The organism is Planococcus massiliensis (genome assembly GCF_000821325.1).
In the GTDB taxonomy this organism is placed as follows: Bacteria; Bacillota; Bacilli; order Bacillales_A; family Planococcaceae; genus Planococcus; species Planococcus ruber.
The window spans coordinates 1,728,140-1,745,508 of sequence record NZ_CCXS01000001.1; the positions used below are offsets into that span (position 1 = coordinate 1,728,140).

Annotated in this window: 15 protein-coding genes; 13 read left to right on the forward strand and 2 right to left on the reverse strand. The window is 46.5% G+C overall.

The genetic code is table 11. The features are described from left to right. Positions 1 to 3: 3 nt before the first annotated feature. The 13 genes from BN1080_RS08480 to BN1080_RS08540 all read left to right on the forward strand — a co-directional run bounded on the left by BN1080_RS08480 (position 4) and on the right by BN1080_RS08540 (position 14,534). Positions 4 to 738, forward strand: coding sequence for an SDR family oxidoreductase (locus BN1080_RS08480; protein WP_052651638.1), 735 nt, complete (start codon positions 4 to 6; stop codon positions 736 to 738). Positions 739 to 856: 118 nt separating this feature from the next. Next, positions 857 to 1,345: a DUF1648 domain-containing protein gene (locus BN1080_RS08485; protein WP_052651639.1), complete on the forward strand. Its 489-nt coding sequence runs from the start codon at positions 857 to 859 to the stop codon at positions 1,343 to 1,345. Positions 1,346 to 1,552: 207 nt separating this feature from the next. Continuing rightward, entirely contained in the window at positions 1,553 to 2,146 is a 594-nt protein-coding gene (locus tag BN1080_RS08490) for a TetR/AcrR family transcriptional regulator (protein ID WP_052651640.1), read from the forward strand. A 374-nt stretch (positions 2,147 to 2,520) separates the two neighbouring features. Continuing rightward, positions 2,521 to 3,999: a PTS mannitol transporter subunit IIBC gene (locus BN1080_RS08495; RefSeq protein WP_052651641.1), complete on the forward strand. Its 1,479-nt coding sequence runs from the start codon at positions 2,521 to 2,523 to the stop codon at positions 3,997 to 3,999. A gap of 33 nt (positions 4,000 to 4,032) precedes the next feature. Beyond that, the gene (locus BN1080_RS08500) at positions 4,033 to 4,470 is read left to right on the forward strand and encodes a PTS mannitol transporter subunit IIA (RefSeq protein ID WP_052651642.1); all 438 of its coding nucleotides are present in this window, start codon (positions 4,033 to 4,035) and stop codon (positions 4,468 to 4,470) included. Further along, positions 4,471 to 5,625 carry a mannitol-1-phosphate 5-dehydrogenase gene (locus BN1080_RS08505; RefSeq protein ID WP_052651643.1) on the forward strand — a complete coding sequence of 385 codons (1,155 nt, stop codon included), beginning with the start codon at positions 4,471 to 4,473 and terminating at the stop codon, positions 5,623 to 5,625. It begins immediately after the preceding gene. Positions 5,626 to 5,780: 155 nt separating this feature from the next. Then, positions 5,781 to 5,936, forward strand: coding sequence for a hypothetical protein (locus BN1080_RS17200; protein ID WP_199876601.1), 156 nt, complete (start codon positions 5,781 to 5,783; stop codon positions 5,934 to 5,936). 180 nt (positions 5,937 to 6,116) lie between these two features. Further along, complete coding sequence (locus BN1080_RS08515; protein ID WP_052651645.1) at positions 6,117 to 7,088, forward strand: HNH endonuclease; 972 nt, start codon at positions 6,117 to 6,119, stop codon at positions 7,086 to 7,088. Between the two features lie 103 nt (positions 7,089 to 7,191). Beyond that, positions 7,192 to 9,225 carry a Na+/H+ antiporter gene (locus BN1080_RS08520; RefSeq protein WP_052651646.1) on the forward strand — a complete coding sequence of 678 codons (2,034 nt, stop codon included), beginning with the start codon at positions 7,192 to 7,194 and terminating at the stop codon, positions 9,223 to 9,225. 122 nt (positions 9,226 to 9,347) lie between these two features. Next, entirely contained in the window at positions 9,348 to 10,349 is a 1,002-nt protein-coding gene (locus BN1080_RS08525) for a LacI family DNA-binding transcriptional regulator (protein ID WP_234398950.1), read from the forward strand. A 154-nt stretch (positions 10,350 to 10,503) separates the two neighbouring features. Continuing rightward, entirely contained in the window at positions 10,504 to 11,925 is a 1,422-nt protein-coding gene (locus tag BN1080_RS08530) for a hypothetical protein (protein WP_052651647.1), read from the forward strand. Further along, positions 11,906 to 13,336, forward strand: coding sequence for an aldehyde dehydrogenase family protein (locus BN1080_RS08535; protein ID WP_052651648.1), 1,431 nt, complete (start codon positions 11,906 to 11,908; stop codon positions 13,334 to 13,336). Before BN1080_RS08530 ends, BN1080_RS08535 begins: the two co-directional genes overlap by 20 nt. 22 nt (positions 13,337 to 13,358) lie before the next feature. Beyond that, positions 13,359 to 14,534, forward strand: coding sequence for an iron-containing alcohol dehydrogenase (locus BN1080_RS08540; protein WP_052651649.1), 1,176 nt, complete (start codon positions 13,359 to 13,361; stop codon positions 14,532 to 14,534). Between the two features lie 51 nt (positions 14,535 to 14,585). Here the strand turns inward: BN1080_RS08540 and BN1080_RS08545 are convergent, their stop codons facing one another. Both BN1080_RS08545 and BN1080_RS08550 read right to left on the reverse strand, forming a co-directional pair. Next, on the reverse strand, positions 14,586 to 15,359 hold the full coding sequence (locus BN1080_RS08545; RefSeq protein ID WP_052651650.1) for an arylamine N-acetyltransferase family protein: 774 nt from the start codon (positions 15,357 to 15,359) through the stop codon (positions 14,586 to 14,588). A 102-nt stretch (positions 15,360 to 15,461) separates the two neighbouring features. Continuing rightward, a complete protein-coding gene (locus tag BN1080_RS08550; RefSeq protein ID WP_052651651.1) occupies positions 15,462 to 17,132 on the reverse strand; it encodes a DUF2207 domain-containing protein in 1,671 nt (556 codons plus the stop codon). Positions 17,133 to 17,369 lie beyond the last annotated feature (237 nt).

Genomic DNA, 17,369 nt, shown 5'->3' on the forward strand with positions numbered 1-17,369 from the left:
CATATGGCAACGAAATCAGCAATCATTACAGGAGCAAGCAGCGGCATCGGACAGGCAGCTGCAAAAGAACTTGCGGGGCAAGGGTATTCGGTCATGTTAGCTGCACGGCGGGAAGACCGCCTTGCGGAATTAAAACAGGCCATTGAAGAGGCTGGCGGAACAGCGGAATATCTGGTGACGGACGTTACTTCCGCTGATCAGATGAAAGCTTTGGCAGAGGCAGCTATCGAGCACTTCGGACGCATCGATGTGTTATTAAACAATGCGGGCTTAATGCCGCTGTCGTTCATGAACAAATTGAAATTGGATGAATGGGACCGGATGGTGGATGTAAACATTAAAGGCGTTCTTTACGGAATTGCGGCGGTGCTTCCGCAGATGGAGAGCCAAAAAGAAGGGCACATCATCAATATTTCTTCAGTCGCCGGGCATTCGGTCACGCCAGGCAGCGCCGTATACAGCGGCACGAAATTTGCGGTGCGGGCGATTTCCGAAGGGCTGCGCCAGGAAATTGATCCAGCCATGGCAATCCGTGTAACCATTGTCTCGCCAGGAGCCGTGGCAACGGAACTGGTAAATACCATTACCGATGACGATGTGTTAAATGGCTTCAAAGAGGGCCCTGAAATGGAATTCCTTCAAGCAGAAGATATTGCTCGCGCCATCGGCTATGCCGTGCAGCAGCCTGCCCATGTCGACGTCAATGAAATTTTGATCCGTCCAAGACAGCAGCCGTAAAAAGGAATTTAAAGGAATGAATTGCCGATTTGCGAATAACGCAAATCGGCTTTTGTGTTTTTTGAAACCATTCCACTGGGTTTTCGTAAAAAGAAGAGAGAGGGGAGGGGACTATCAGATGAAGCAGCCTAAAATAGATCTTCCTAAATCACGCTTTGAACAGGTGTTGGATGCAATTGGCCTCATTGTATTTATTGGATCAATCGTTTACTTAGTCTACGTATTCGGCGGGTTGCCGGATGAAGTGCCGGCGCATTTCAACGGGAGCGGCGAAGCGGACCGCTGGGGCAGCAAGATGGAATTATGGATCTTGCCGCTGATTGGCGGCGGTTTGTGGCTCTTGATGACTTTTTTGTCGAAATACCCGCATACCTTCAACTACCTGAACTTACGGGAAGACAATATCGAAGCGCAATATCAAAACGCGCGCTTGATGATGAATGTGCTGAAAAACGAAATCGTAATATTTTTCGGTTTCATCACCTATCAAACCATCCAGGTCGCTAAAGGTGCAGAAGAGGGATTGGGCATCGCATTTTTGCCAGTCTTCCTTGCCGTAATTTTAGGAAGCACTTTTTACTTTATGTTCCGTATGCTCAAATTATAAAATGCCTATCTCTGAGGAGATGGGCATTTTTTTATTCACGCAACTTTCCATGCAGTAACCCACAGCCCCGAGAGGTTATCCACATCACATCAAAGTTATCAAGTTTTTGATAATACATCCGTATTAAATAAAGAATCGACTTATTCCGATAATAATACGACTGTATTAATTAATTGAATTTTAATAGTATTCTGATAAAATAGAGGTATGCCAAAACTTATCGAACATGCCAAACGCAAAGAAATGATTGCTGAAGCCGCGTGGAAAGTTATTTTAGAACAAGGGATGGAAGGGGCGTCTGTCAGGAATATAGCGAAGGAAGCTGGGATTTCTTTAGGGTCTTTGCGCTATTATTTTGCTTCGCAAAATGACTTGCTGGGGTTTTCCCGAGACTTGATCTACCAAAAAACTGCTGAAAGGATGACGAGGATTTTTAAATTGGATATGCCGCCAAAAGAAAAAATCGTCCAGGTTTTATTGGATTTAATGCCGGCGGCAGGAGAAACAAAACTGGAAGCCGAAGTAAGATTGGTGTTCAAAATCCATGCCCGCCATCAAGGGGAGGTGTTTGATGCGGAAAAAGACAGTGTCTACCTTGCGATCAAAGAAGTGATGTCGTATCTTGTTTTGCTCAATTTATTGAAGAAAGACGCGGATGTTCACCTGGAGACGGAGAGGATGTATTCATTGTTGGACGGATTGGCGCTTGATGGAATGATCCGGCCGCAATTGCTGGAAACCCATAAACTAAAGCGGATCATTGTTTATCATCTTAATTCGATTTGCATGGAAGAGTTTTAATCGAGTCGCCAATTTACCGCTTTTCAAGCAGACTGCATCTTTATGCATTGCGACTTTAGATGACATAATAAAAATATTCAGTGATAAATCGAATCAGTGAAAGTTGGAAACCGCCTCCATTAATTTGATAATTAAGAATTTTTTAACCTTCTTCACAAAAGTTTATGCTACATTAAAATTAAGTGATGTTTTTTATTCGGCTATTCAGTTCCTTTGGCTTTAAAATGGCCCAATTTCGAATTTGGAGATTAAGCAGCAGTTTAAATAGGGTACAAACTTAATATTGGGCATAATTTCAAAAAAGAAAGGGCTTGATGGTTATGTAAGATGAAAGCGTTCACTTCATTTAACTGAATATGAAAAGGGGGATTTAAATGGCGGAAACAAATGTCCGTGCAAAAGTTCAGCGTTTTGGGAGCTATTTAAGCGGCATGATTATGCCGAACATTGGAGCATTCATTGCATGGGGGATTATTACGGCTTTATTCATACCAGATGGCTGGATTCCGAATGAAACGCTGGCAAGTCTTGTCGATCCGATGATCAAATACTTGCTTCCATTATTGATCGGTTTTACCGGTGGACGGTTAGTCTATGATTTTAGAGGAGGCGTAGTTGGTGCAACGGCCACATTGGGAGTTATTGTAGGCGCCGATGTGCCGATGTTCTTAGGAGCCATGATTATGGGGCCGCTTGCCGGTTATCTCATGAAATTGATTGATAACCTGTTTTTGGCAAAAATCAGAACCGGCTTCGAAATGCTTTACAACAACTTTTCTGCCGGTATTTTAGGGGCGATCCTCGCCGGCTTTTCCGTCTACATCATCGGGCCTGTTGTCAGTTCATTGACGAATATTCTGGCAGATGGCGTTGAAGTCATTGTCGATATGGGCTTATTGCCGCTCGCAAGCATCATCATTGAACCGGCAAAAGTTCTCTTCCTGAACAATGCGATCAACCACGGGATTTTAAGTCCGCTCGGCGTCGATCAAGCGGCACAAGCAGGAAAATCCATTTTGTTCTTGCTTGAAACGAACCCTGGGCCAGGTCTTGGCATTCTCCTGGCTTTCAGTATTTTCGGCAAAGGGGTTTCAAAAGCTTCAGCTCCCGGTGCAGCAATTATCCAGTTTCTCGGTGGTATCCATGAAATTTACTTCCCGTACATCTTGATGAAACCGATGCTGCTGTTAGCGGCAATCGGGGGAGGCATGAGCGGGGTATTCATGTTTACACTGTTTGATGCCGGCCTTCCGGCGACGCCGTCGCCGGGAAGTATCTTCGCCTTATTGGCATTGACGCCTCAAGGAAATTATCTTGGCGTAATTTCAGGCGTTGTGGTCGCTGCCGCTGTTTCTTTCGCCATTGCTTCCGTTATCTTGAAAACGAGCAAAGTAGAAGATGAAGATTTAGCTGCAGCAGCTGGCAAAATGGAAGAAATGAAAGGCAAGAAAAGCGATGCGACGGGCTATTTAACGCCTAAACCAGCTCAAGCGGCCGTTGGTGCAGCTGCAGGTGGACAAGTCGAGGCTGATAATACACAGCCGGCGGATTCCACGATGCTTGCGCCGGAAAATGTCCATAAAGTGGTATTTGCCTGTGATGCGGGCATGGGATCAAGTGCGATGGGGGCGTCCTTATTGCGCAATAAGTTCAAGAAAGAAAATATCGACATTCCGGTTACCAATACGGCAATCAATCAATTGCCGGATGATGCCGATATCGTCGTGACACACAAAGATTTAACAGATCGCGCGAAAGCGAAACTGCCTGGGGCTGAACATATTTCTGTTGATAATTTCATGAACAGCCCAGAGTACGATAAATTAGCCCAACGTTTAAAAACAGATAAGTGAGGCTAAACCATCTTTAAAGGAGTGGTTTAATAAATGGCAAAAGAAGTATTGAGCAGAGAAAATATCAGACTAAATGTTTCATTATCCGGAAAAGAAGAAGCGATCCGCTATACCGGGAGCATTCTCGTCGACGGCGGATATGTAGATGAAGGCTATATTGAGAAGATGCTGGAACGGGAAGAGCTGACTTCTACGTTCATGGGGAATTCGCTCGCAATCCCTCATGGCACAGAAGATGCGAAGAAAAATGTCCTGGAAACCGGTATTTCGGTAGTAACCGTTCCGGATGGCATCGATTTTGGCGGCGGCAACATTGCGAAGATCCTGATCGGCATTGCCGGAAAAGGAAATGAGCATTTGGAAATCCTTTCAAATATTGCAATTGTTTGTTCGGAAGAAGAAAATATCGATAAAATTCTAAATGCCACTACGGAAGAAGAGATTCTGGACCTATTCAGCGAGGTGAGCTGAATGAAAGCTGTTCACTTTGGCGCCGGCAATATCGGAAGAGGGTTTATCGGCGCCCTTTTATATGAATCAGATTACGAAACGGTATTTTTAGACGTCAACGGTGCAGTTGTTGATGCTTTAAATGAGCGAAATAGCTATGAAGTGACTTTAATGGGTTCTGAACAGCAGACCATTCGTGTGGGAAAAGTTCACGGCATCAATACGCTGAGCCATCCGGCAGAAGGCGCAGAAGCAATTGCTCAAACGGATTTGGTGACTGCGGCTGTCGGCCCGAAAGTATTGCCGATGATTTCAAGCCTGATTGCAGAAGGGCTGAGAGCCCGTTTCAAGAAAAATCCAGAGCCGCTGAACATCATTGCATGCGAAAACATGATCAACGCCAGTTCCTTGTTGAAAGAGCATGTCTATACGCATCTGTCAGAAGAGGAAAGGGAAATGGCGGACCGGTTGATTGCTTTCCCGAATGCGGCGGTCGACCGGATCGTACCGGACCAGACGAGCGATGATGTATTAGCAGTCGCGGTTGAACCATACTACGAATGGGTGGTGGAAAAACCGGCCATCAAAGGAGCGGTACCTGCCGTTGAAGGCATCACTTACGTAGATGATTTAAGTGCGTTCATTGAACGGAAATTGTTCACTGTAAACACCGGCCATACGGTTCCCGCTTATTTCGGCCGTTATAAAGGGTTCCAGACGATTTACGATGCGATGCAGGACGAAGAGATCGAAGAGCTCCTAAGAGGAGCTTTAGGTGAAACCGGTGAAGTGATCATTCAAGAGCACGGTTTTGACCGGGCAGAACACGAAGCGTACATCCAAAAAATCATTGGCCGCTTCCAGAATCCGAACATATCGGATCATGTCACACGTGTTGGGCGAGGGCCTTTGCGCAAATTGGGCAAAAACGACCGGTTGATACGGCCGGCAAGCCTTTACTGGCAGTTGACGGGGAAAGAGCCGATCCATTTAGCAACGGTCATTGCAGCTGTCTTGCTTTACGTGAATGACGAAGATCCGGAAGCTAAACAATTGCAAGAAATGATCGCAGCCGAAGGATTTGAAAAAACACTTCAAAAAGTGGCAGAACTGGAAGCGGACAATCCGCTTATCCCGATCATTTTGAAGCGAGTGGATGAACTTCGTAGAAAATAAGAGATTTGCAACTTAAATGCCGATGAAGGTTCCTTCTTCATCGGCATTTTTATGCGCGTTTCTGGACTACTGAAGGATGACGGAATAATAAAACAATTTTATACTGAAAAGAAAAACGTCTCCAAAGCGACTATCGACAGGAAGGAAGAAACTTCATGCCTAAATTTATTTGTGAAACGTGCGGTGTACAATACAGCGAGTCAGAAACCCCTTCAGCTGAATCCATCATCAGCAATGAAGAAAGGCAATACGTCTTTGTCGCAGCCAACTGTTATTTTATCCGAAGCGTGATCAGTTCAGGCATAGAATAAATCAAAGCTTTTCTGTTAAGGACGCTCAAAGCGAGCGTCCTTTTTCTAATGGATGGCCAGACTTCTTGTCGAACATTTAAATAGAATTTGGGTTATGATAGAAGCATGGAAGTTTACATAAACGAATTTTCGCAAGTTAGATGAAATGCCGATTCGGCTGAGCAATTAGGAGGAAGAGTTTTGAACGCATATATCGTCATGCAAGGTGAAACGTATCAGGAAGAAAAGAATGCCGGCTTGCTCTGGGCTCCGGAAACGGACAAAGCGGGAATGGTGCCGCATTCCTATCAACGGCTGATGGAAGTGAAAAAAGGAGATCGCATTTTTCATTACGTCAAAGGGGCAATTGCGGCCATCAGTGTAGCAAAAGATACTTTCAAAAAAGAACGGAAGCCGTATGAAGAAGGGATGCTTGAAAACGAGTCAGCGGCCGGCTATTTGGTGCCGGTTGAATACCGGGAGCTGGAGAATCCGTTACTGGTGAAAGACTGCTTGGTGGATATCTTACCGCTTTTGCCGGTTAAATATGCTGCCTTTAAAGAAGACGGCACCGGCAATCCGGGATACCTTTTTCCTTGCAACGAAGAGCTCGCCATTGAATTGCTGGAAGGCATCAGCCGGTTGAATGTCTATGTACCGGAAGCGGAGCAATTGGAACTTGCAATGGAAGTGGTCCGGATGACGGAACACAATCCGCTCATCACGCTCATTGCAGAAACCATTATGGAAATGAAGACGAAAATCCAGCGCGGCCAGCTGCAGTTCAGAAAATCATTGCTGCCTTTATGGCATAAGGAATGTCCGCTTTGCGGCATGGACATCGACGCCGCGCTAAAAGCCGGCTATGCAAAACCCTGGAAAGACAGCACGGATGCAGAGAAAATCAATCCTTTTAACGGCTTGCTGCTTTGCAGCAACCACGAAGCGATGTTCACTGCCGGGTTCATCAGTTTCACAGCGGGAGGAACGCTGCATATCGCCCAACAGATTCCGGAAGAGCGCTACGCCGAATACGGTTTGAAAAAAGGCAAGAAAATCTCGGTGTATCCGGAAAACGGCGAATTTTTCCGGTGGCATAAACGAAAGATTTTTATCGATAAAAGAAAATCTGCAAATGCAGAGGCAGTAGAGGAAACCAGGGAAGGCGAATAAGCGCCGTCCCTGGTTTTTTTGTGATTCCATACGGATTTTTGTCTAAAGCCATACGCTTTAGGGGTATACAGGTAGAAACCATGAAAACGACTGGAGGTCATTTATGGACATTTTAATGACAATCCTTCTTTTGCTTGTAGCATTGCTCATCTCAAATGTCATCAGCCATTACACGCCATTCATCCCGACGGCCTTGATCCAAATCGCTTTAGGGGTCCTATTGGTGCTGTTTTTTGAAGATATATCTTTTGACATCGATACCGAATGGTTTTTGCTGCTGTTTATAGCCCCGCTGCTGTATAATGACGGCCGCCATTTTCCGAGGGAAGAACTGTGGCGCATGCGCGGCCCGATTCTTGGAAATGCGATCATCCTCGTACTGCTTACTACGGTGCTCGGCGGCTATTTCATCCATTGGATGATTGCCGCCATTCCGCTTTATGCGGCATTTGCTCTTGCCGCCATCTTGTCGCCGACTGATCCGGTTGCAGTCAACGGCATCGCGAAGCGCATCCATATCCCTGATAAAGTGCTGAATTTAGTGAGAGGCGAGTCCTTGATCAACGATGCATCCGGACTGGTTGCGTTCAATTATGCCGTCGCTGCTGTGGTTACCGGTTATTTCTCAATCCAGGAAGCGGTTTTTGACTTTTCCTATAAATTTGTAATGGGCGGCGTGCTGGGGATTGTTCTCGGGCTTTTGGTCATCTGGATTCGCCATTTGCTTCGCAAGCAAGGCATCAACGATGTCACGTTCCAGTCATTGCTGCACATTATGACGCCTTTTTTCATTTTCATCGTGACCGAAGAATTGCTCCACGCTTCCGGAGTCATTTCGGTAGTGGTTGCCGGCATCATCCATTCGCTCGTGCGGGAACGCACCGAAACTTTAGTCGCTGAAGAACAGATGCTGGCTGAAAACATCTGGACGATTATTCTGTTTGTGCTGAACGGCATCGTCTTCTTGCTGCTTGGATTGAACATTCCTTCTTCCATGAGCGGCGTACTGGAAAATCCGGATATCGGCTATTTGCTGCTCTTCTCTTATGTAATCGGCATCGGCGTTTTCATTTTTGGCGTCCGGTTTATCTGGTCGTACCTTTTTGCAAGCTTTGAGGCCCGTTTCACAAAATCGGATCAAGTCGAAAAGCCGAGTTTTAAACAAACTCTCTTGACCAGTCTGACAGGGGTAAGAGGGACGGTGACGATGGTCGGGGTGTTGTCTATCCCTTATGCGTTGGAATCGGGAGAAGATTTTCCGAACCGTTCGCTTATCATCTTTTTAGCTGCCGGAACGATTCTCTTCACGCTGCTGGCTGCGACCATCTTATTGCCGCTCTTGAGCCGCGGTGAAACGGTGGAAGGGCAAGTTGTCGGGAAAATTGATACGGAAGAAGCGAGAAAAAGGCTCCTGCTTGCATCCATCAAGAAATTGAAAGCCGAGACGACGGAAGAAAACGAAACCGTCGCATATGAACTGATTGAAGAATATAAATTAAGGCTTAAACAAATTTTGCCGGAAGAAGAATTAAGATCGGATGAAAACAAACAGCGGCGGAAACAATTGAAGAAAATCCGGATGAAAGCTTTATCGATTGAAAAATCCCATGTCGAAATGCGGCTGAAAGAAAAAAGGTTCGGGGATGAAAAAATCCGAAAAGCCTTTGCGAAATCATTCAGAAGACGTGAAGCGGCGATCGAAAAAAACGTGCATTCCTTAAATGTCTATATTCAAAGCAAACTGATCCGGGCTTGGCGCCGTTTTAAAGGCGAGTATTTAAAAGATGATGAAACACGTCTGGTGAATATTCAACTTGGAAAAGAAGTGCAATTGGAAGCGCTGGAAAAAGCAATGGACTATTTGCAGAGGCTTTCAAATGAAGGCGAGAAACAGATGGCAAGTTCCGTCATGCACGACTACCGCCGGATGATCAAAGGATTGGAAACGCCTGAATCGCACTTCAATGAACAATACGAAATTCAAAAAGAAGAATTGCGCCTGATTATTATGGACATGGGCCGATCAAAAATCTATAAAATGTATGAAGACGGCGAAATATCGAGAGAACAAGCAAAAGAGCTGAGACGCTACCTGAACCATATTGAAAGCATTACACTTTATGAATACAGTGAGTAGTAGGGGAAGCCTAAGCGGATGCTCAGGCTTTTTCTATTTCTGCTTGGCATTCTTTTGAAATCCTGTGGTACATTATTAGTAATATACACAAGCAGACACTCATGGCTGGCAAAGAAAGATAGGTGAACGGATTGGTTTCCTCAAAAGACGTAGCGAAACATGCGGGCGTTTCTCAAACGACAGTTTCCCGGGTTTTAAATACCCCTGAACGCGTAAAAAAACCCACATTACAAAAAGTGATGGACGCAATCGAAGAACTGAATTATATTCCGGACGGCAATGCCAGGTCGTTGGTGCAGCGGAAAACGCGGACGATTGCTTTGATCTCCGGGCCATTGCATAATCCATTTTTCTCTGAATCAACAACGGCCATCATCAACTACGCGAATGCCCAAGGATTCCGCACCAATGTGCATTTCATCAATGACGACAATAGCGAAGAAGTCTATCATTCTGTCTTTGAAAACAAAGTGGACGGCATCATTTTGTCTTCGATTTACCTCGATGATCCTATCTTCAATAAATTAGAAAAATCGGGCATTCCTTTTATATCGTTTAACCGGAAACACCAAAGCGAGAAGAACTATGTGGAAATTGACAATCGGCAGGCAGGCTATTTAGCAGCCATGCACTTACTGGATAAAGGGCATGAAAACATCGTCTGGATTGGCGGCCCTCTGACCGTCAGCACATTCAAGGGGCGGATGGAAGGTTTTATCCAAGCTATGCAGGATCAGCAAATCGCTATTCCAAAAGAACGAGTGATTGTTACCGATACGAAAAAGGAAGAGCTTTACGAAACTTTTCTCGCATTACAGAAATCCGCTGAACGGCCCACAGCGATCTGTGCGGCGACGGATGCCATCGCGATTCGCCTGATGGACTTTTATATATCTGCAGGCATTCGCATCCCTGAGGACCTAAGCATTATCGGCATCGACAATGTGGAACTGAGCCGGCATGCTTCATTGGATTTGACGACCGTCGGCATGGAAGATGAACGCGGATTGGGATTTTTAGCAGTGGAAAAATTATTCGAAATGATTTTTCAGAAAAATAAGTCTTGCATCCAGATTAAAAAATCTGTTAGACTATTCGAAAGAAATACAACCATGAAAAAATAAATTCATATAAATGGCTATATGAATTTATTTTTTCTTTAAAATGGTTACGTATTCATTTTTTTAGAACTTTTATGTATGCGGTTTCATCAAAGGGGGAGAACGTTCATCCAAACTTGTTTTGCCATCAACTACTAAAAAGAAACGAGGGGTAAAAATGAAATGGAAAGACCGTAAGTTTGGGGAAGAGTCGCCATACATACCAGCTGGCCCGTTTAAGATCAGATTGCCATTTATTCATTATCGATTTGAATGGCCCGATTATATTCAAGGGTTATTGATGTGTGCCGTTGATTTATCTGCGATTCCTTTATTGATTGAATTGCTGGGCATGCCTTTTGAAGTGGCATTAGCGATCGTTGTTTTGAACGGGGCTTTCTATTTGCTGCATCATTTGCTTGGCGATCCGGCAGTTCCTGGCTGGATTACACCCGCCATTCCGTTGATCATGCTCTATTGCATGCAGTTCCCGGAAGGCCCGGAACGAGTGCACGCACTCATCGCGTTCCAAATGACTTTGGGGATTTTATCGCTCTTCCTGGGTGCCACTGGATTGGCGTCAAAAGTGGTGCAGCTGGTGCCATCCGCGATTAAATCCGGCGTTATTCTCGGAGCCGGATTTGCAGCCGTCATTTCCGTTTTTGAAGTTGGCGGCCGGTTTGAAACCTTCCCTTGGACGATTTCCATCGCGATCGGCATCGGATTCTATCTTTTGTTTTCGAAACATTTCAGCAAGCTCCGAAACAAAAATCTGTTTTGGAATACCATCGGAAAATTAGGGGTTTTCCCGATTATCGTTTTAGCCATTATTTTAGCGCCGTTATTTGGCGAAGCTTCATGGCCGAAAATTGAGTGGGGCATCAGTTCGCCGGACTTCGTAGGATTGTGGACAAATTACACGCTGTTCGGATTAGGCTTCCCGCCGCTTATGCTATTTTTAACAGGACTTCCGACAGTACTGGCTACGTATATTGTGCTTTTTGGAGATGTACTCCAAACCAATGCGTTGGTTAAAGAAGGCGCCAAAGCTCGGCCAGACGAAAAATTGGACTATAATCCGAGCCGTGCCCACTTGATCTTTGGCACGAGAAACTCCGTTATGAGTATCATCGGACCAGACGTTACGATGGCTGGCCCGCTATGGTCAGCGATGCAAGTCGTCGTCGTCGAACGCTTTAAAGAAGGGCGCAAAGCGATGGATTCCTTCTTCGGCGGCGCAGGCTCTTTCCGATGGGGGACGAATACCGGATTGTTCCTGCTGCCGATTGTCACTTTGGTTGAACCGATTCTTGGTGTTGCGCTCGCGCTTACGCTGTTGATCCAAGGATACGTTAGCGTCAAAGTAGGGATTTTGGAGGCGAAGAGCCAACGGGACCTTGGGATTGCCGGAATTATGGGTGCGGTGTTGTGCGTAAAGGGCGCTGCTTGGGCGTTCGCCATCGGCATCGGTTTATGCTTATTGATCTACGGCAAAGATTTCTTCAAAGGCGAAACCGACCGGACTTTCACTAAAGATGTGGACGGTTTGCAAGACAAATTGGAATTGGAGGCTGATATTCGTGAGAAAAAAGCTATATAGAAACGGAGAATGGGCAGAGGCGAAGGAATATTCGGATTTGCTGTCGCCTTATTCAGCTGAAAAATTGGCTGAAATCCCAAAAGCGAGTTTGGAAGATGTCCAGCTCGCCATCGATTCAGCCGAAGCCGCCAGGGAATCGATGTCTCGTTTGACTGCATATGAACGTGCGCAGATTTTAGAGCAGCTGACGTCGTTATTCATTGACCATAAACAAAAAGCGGCTGAAATGATTGCGTTGGAATCAGCAAAGCCATTAAAGTATGCATTGGCTGAAATCGACCGGACGATTGAAACCTATAAATTCGCAGCAGAAGAAGCGAAAAGATTGACGGGTGAAATGATTCCGCTTGATGCGGCTAGAGGGGGAGCGAACCGGGTTGGCTACACGATGCGTGAGCCGATCGGCGTTGTGGCAGCCATCACGCCATTCAACTTCCCGCAAAATTTAGTAGCCCATAAAGTCGGTCCAGCGATTGCGGCGGGAAACACCATTGTTTTGAAGCCGGCTTCTCAAACGCCGCTTTCCGCCCTTTTCCTGGCCGAACTTCTCGATCAGACGGATTTGCCCAAAGGAGCTTTTAATGTGGTGACGGGCAGCGGCAAAACAGTCGGCGATGCATTGGTAGAAAGTGAAAAGGTACGGATGATTACGTTCACAGGAAGCCCGGAAGTTGGCAAAGGAATCCGAGACAAAGCAGGATTGAAAAAAGTATCGCTTGAACTAGGATCAAATGCCGGTGTGATCATCGATAAGGGCGTCAATCTGAAAGCGGTTGTCGAAAAAGCGGTGACCGGCGCTTTTTCCAACCAGGGCCAAGTATGCATTTCCCTTCAGCGCATCTACATTGTAAGAGAACTGATGGAAGATTTTATTGCACAATTTAAAGCGGCTGCGGAGCGACTTGTGATCGGCGAACCGCTGGATGGACATACGGACCTTTCTGCTATGATTTCCCAAAAAGAACAGGAACGGGCGGAATCTTGGGTGGAGGAAGCTGTTTCGGAAGGGGCAGCGTTAATCACAGGCGGGAAGATTGAAAACGGCATTTTCCAGCCGGCGATCCTCACTAATGTTCAGCGCGATTCGAAAGTGTCCTGTATGGAAGTATTTGCGCCGCTCGTCATCGTCAATCCGATTGATTCGGTCGAAGACGGCATTCGTGAAGTCAACGATTCTGATTTCGGCTTGCAGGCGGGCATCTTCACGAATGATATCAGCACCGCATTCAACGCTTCGCGGAGCCTCGAAGTAGGCGGTGTCATCATCAATGACATCCCGACATTCCGGGTCGACCAAATGCCTTACGGCGGCGTCAAAGAAAGCGGCAACAGCAAAGAAGGACTGAAATACGCGATTGAAGAAATGACGGAAATGAAACTGGTTGTGTGGAACCACAATCCGCTGCAATAGACCGAAGAAGGAGTGGAACACAATGTCGCATAAAATTACGTTTACCCCGCTGAGCTATACCGGCTGGGGAGCGCTCGACCATTTAACAGACGAAGTGAAAAAAACGAACGCCAGCAATATCCTGATCGTCACCGATCCTTTTTTAGTGGATCTTGGAATTGCGGATAAAATCGAAGCGCCTTTAAAAGAGCAAGGCTGGAAAACAAGCATCTATACAGAAGTGGTTCCAGAACCGCCTCTTGCAGTAGGGGAAAAACTCGTCGCTTATACGAAAGAGCATCAATTCGATTTGGTAATCGGGTTAGGCGGGGGAAGTGCCTTGGACCTTGCCAAACTAGCGGCGGTGTTGGCTGCACACGAAGGCCAAGCTGCCGATTATCTAAACTTGACCGGGACGCGTGAAATTTCAAACAAAGGCATCCCGAAAATCCTGATTCCAACAACTTCCGGGACAGGCTCTGAAGTGACCGACATTGCTGTCTTATCTCTTGAAACGACAAAAGACGTGGTGACCCATAATTTCTTATTGGCAGATGTCGCAATAGTGGATCCGGCTCTTACGGTTTCATTGCCGCCAAAAGTCACAGCGGCAACAGGCATCGATGCCTTGACACATGCAATTGAATCGTATGTTTCGGTCAATGCGAGTCCTGTAACGGATGCGCTAGCGCTTCAAGCCATTCGGCTGATCAGCGGTTCGATCCGCACCGCTGTAAACGAAGGAGACCATAAACAAGCGCGTTCGGACATGAGCTATGGCAGCTATTTAGCAGGTCTCGCCTTCTTCAATGCCGGAGTTGCCGGTGTCCATGCCCTGGCTTATCCACTGGGCGGCCAGTTCCACATTTCACACGGCGAATCGAATGCGGTATTGCTTCCCTATGTCATGGGCTACATCCGTTCAAGTTGCGAAAAACGCATGAAAGACATCCTTGAGGCATTGGGAGTCAGCTCTACTCAACTGTCCCAAGAAGAAGCTTCCTATAAATGTGTAGAGGAGCTGCAGCGTTTAGTGGCAGACGTTAATATTCCACTGAACCTTCAAGGATTTGGCATTGCGCAGGAAGCTCTTGATCACCTAACAGATGATGCCATCAAACAGCAGCGGATTCTTGCCAGAAGCCCGATGCCTCTTGAACGCGACGATATTTTCTCGATTTACGAATCGGCTTTTCATGGTGAAATCAAAGAAAAATAAAAAAGAACCGGAAACAGTGGGAGCCAATCCCAGTTTCCGGTTCTTTGCTTTTTATGTGGCGGTTTCAACGGCTTCTTCCGCGTCCAAGAGGATGCCGAATTCTTCTTTTAAAAGTTTCGACTTTTCGTCTGCAGTCAATTCTTTTTTTGTTTTCTCGCCATTTGCCGAAATGGTCAGCTGCATGCCGGATAGGGTGATCCGTCCGTCCGGCGTTGCTTTGGTAACCAAATCATCATGGGTGAAAGGCGATTCTCTGGAGACTTGATTGAAAACACAGCCTTCATGGAAGTCGGCAAGCATCCGTTCGTCGGTAGTAAAGCGGTACAGGATCTGCTGATCTTCGCCGTTTTCGCGGACTAAGTCGTAGTATAGCCCTTCATGGCCAACCACCGAATACGTTCCGCTATTGTCTGTATGGCGTTCGCCGCCAAGCGGAATTGGACTGACAGTGGAATCGCCGAATCCTGCATCCACTAAATAAGGCGTATCCAAGTTGACGAGAATGGCCGCATGGGTATCGGCTTTTGTCCACGTACCATCCGGCTTCATAACAGTTGCAGAAATCAATTGCGCATCAAACCCGAGCTCCTTCAACAGCCAGTGGAACAGCCCGTTGATTTCATAGCAATAGCCCCCGCGCCGGTGCGTGACGATCTTTTCGTAGATGTTTTCCAGGTTTAAGTATATCGGGACTGATCGGATGACATCCAGGTTTTCAAAAGGCACATTCTGCATATGGAGCGACTGGAGCCGGGCCAAATCCTGCAAATAAAGCTCCTCGACCGGATAAGCGTTAAAACGTTTTAAATAAGCAGTGGTATCCATTTCATCAGCATCCTTTTCCGTTTAATAACATGCCTTTATCATAGCACGGACCCTACAGCAGGCCGAAGCCTTTTGACTTCGCAGGATTTCCGCGGCAAAAGGTTAGAATGCACCGGAACCGCCTCCGCCTCCGCCAACTCCGCCGCCAGAAGAAACACTTGAACTTCCGCTGCTCGCAGAAACGGAAGTATTGGAACTCGCCGCAACGAAAACGCCTGAAAGAAGAATCGGATTGAAATACAAAGATGAATCGGTTTCTTCTGCATATTGGCCAGCTGCTGAAAAACTTCGCGATTTTTTGTCGAGCTGTTTTCCGTCTACTGCGAGAAGGTAGGCATAAGCCCGAAGCCTATCGTCTGCATCCAACGCCTGCCATTTACTTGCCGGTAAATTCTGCATGGCAGTCTGCATTTCTTTCCATTGCGCTTTGACCGTATGTCCTTCAGCTGTTATCGGTGAATAGAAAAGGGCAAAGCTGGCCGCAGTCAAGGCAACTAAAATGGACAGGGCCATTAGCGGATAAAGCTCATAAATGCCGGTATATATGGCCAGACCGGCAGAAGTGGCAGCGATTGAAGCTACCATCCCCCTGAGGGCCGGCACCTTCTCTTTAAAATGACGTCCTTTCACTTCATCTGCCACTTCGCGGTTCCACTTCGCAACCGCATCGTTATAGGCCGAATGATTTAATTCTTTCTTGGAATAGGCTTCCACTTCGGACAATTGAAAGGTTTGTCCGTCTCCGATTTTGTGGAACAGCAAATCGATCAATGTCTGTTCATGCGGCAGCGACGCTTTTTTGCCGGTCAGTTCAAATTGATCTTCCGACAGTTGTTTTACGATTTCCTTCCGGACAAGCTCCAGTAAAGCGGCGGCCATCGCGTCCGGCGTCAAATAAGGGGAATGGGTGAAATAGACGGCGGCAGGAAGGCTGAGTTTTTCATCGGGTACGGAAAACCCGTCTTTTCTTACTTCAATTGCCGCTTTTTTCTTCCGGGCACGCCAATAAGCTGAAAAAAGGATACCGGCCAATATCAGCCCCAGAGCGGGCAGCGCAATTTTTCCGATTGTGGAAGCTGTGTTTTGATTCGCTGCAAATGCCGCGGCTTCAGCTTCCTGCTGCTCGCGGTCTGCCAATAACTGCTCTTTTACGGTCCCATCTGTGGAAGCTGCTCCAGGGAATAATTGCGCATCATAGATGACCCTTATATCTCCGTTGCTTCCTTCAGGCACTTTGCCCAACTTAAAGACAACAGACCCTTCATCGCTTGCAATCCCTTTCTCAAATGCTTCATCGTATCCGAGAAATAGCACTTCATCCGTTGGAGCGGGCGGGTGAACAGCGATGGTCATTTGTTCATAGTCACTTTCGTTCCGGTCATCGAAGAACGGCCAATAAAATTCAGTGCCGTCATCGAACTTTTCAATCGCTCCTTCAATGACATAATTGAGCGTAACGGTTATGGTTTCATCATCCCCGCTCCGGTAGATCTTATAAAGGCTTTTTTCTTTTTCGACTTTCAACTTTTTCTTGTTTTCGTGGGCCGTGAAGCCGGTGATCTCCGTACCGGTTTTCGGCTTGAGTTCCCGGGTGATTCCTTCAAAATCCCCATCGAATTCATAAGTGAATTGTTCTTCAACGGCTACGGTGCCATCTTCCATCAAACGTGCGTCAATGGTTGCTTCATCGATTTCAAAATCCACTGCAAAAACCGTTACAGGCAGAAGGAGCATTAAAATCAGGAGTAAAGGCATTACTTTTTTCATTTGCATCTGTCATCACCTCCCTTTAGTTTACGGCTCAGGCTGCTGCAAGTTTCATAAACTTCGTTATAGGAGCAGCAGAAAGCACACGACGCACTTAAAAGTTTCGGTTGAAGGGAATAAAATGATTTCACTTGGGGTATAAGAGAAAGACTGGAATATCTCATCCGGACGCCGGAGCGGCGCTTAAAAACTGCACAGGGTGCAGTGCACGCACGGCCATCAAATTAAAAATTAGGCAATGAG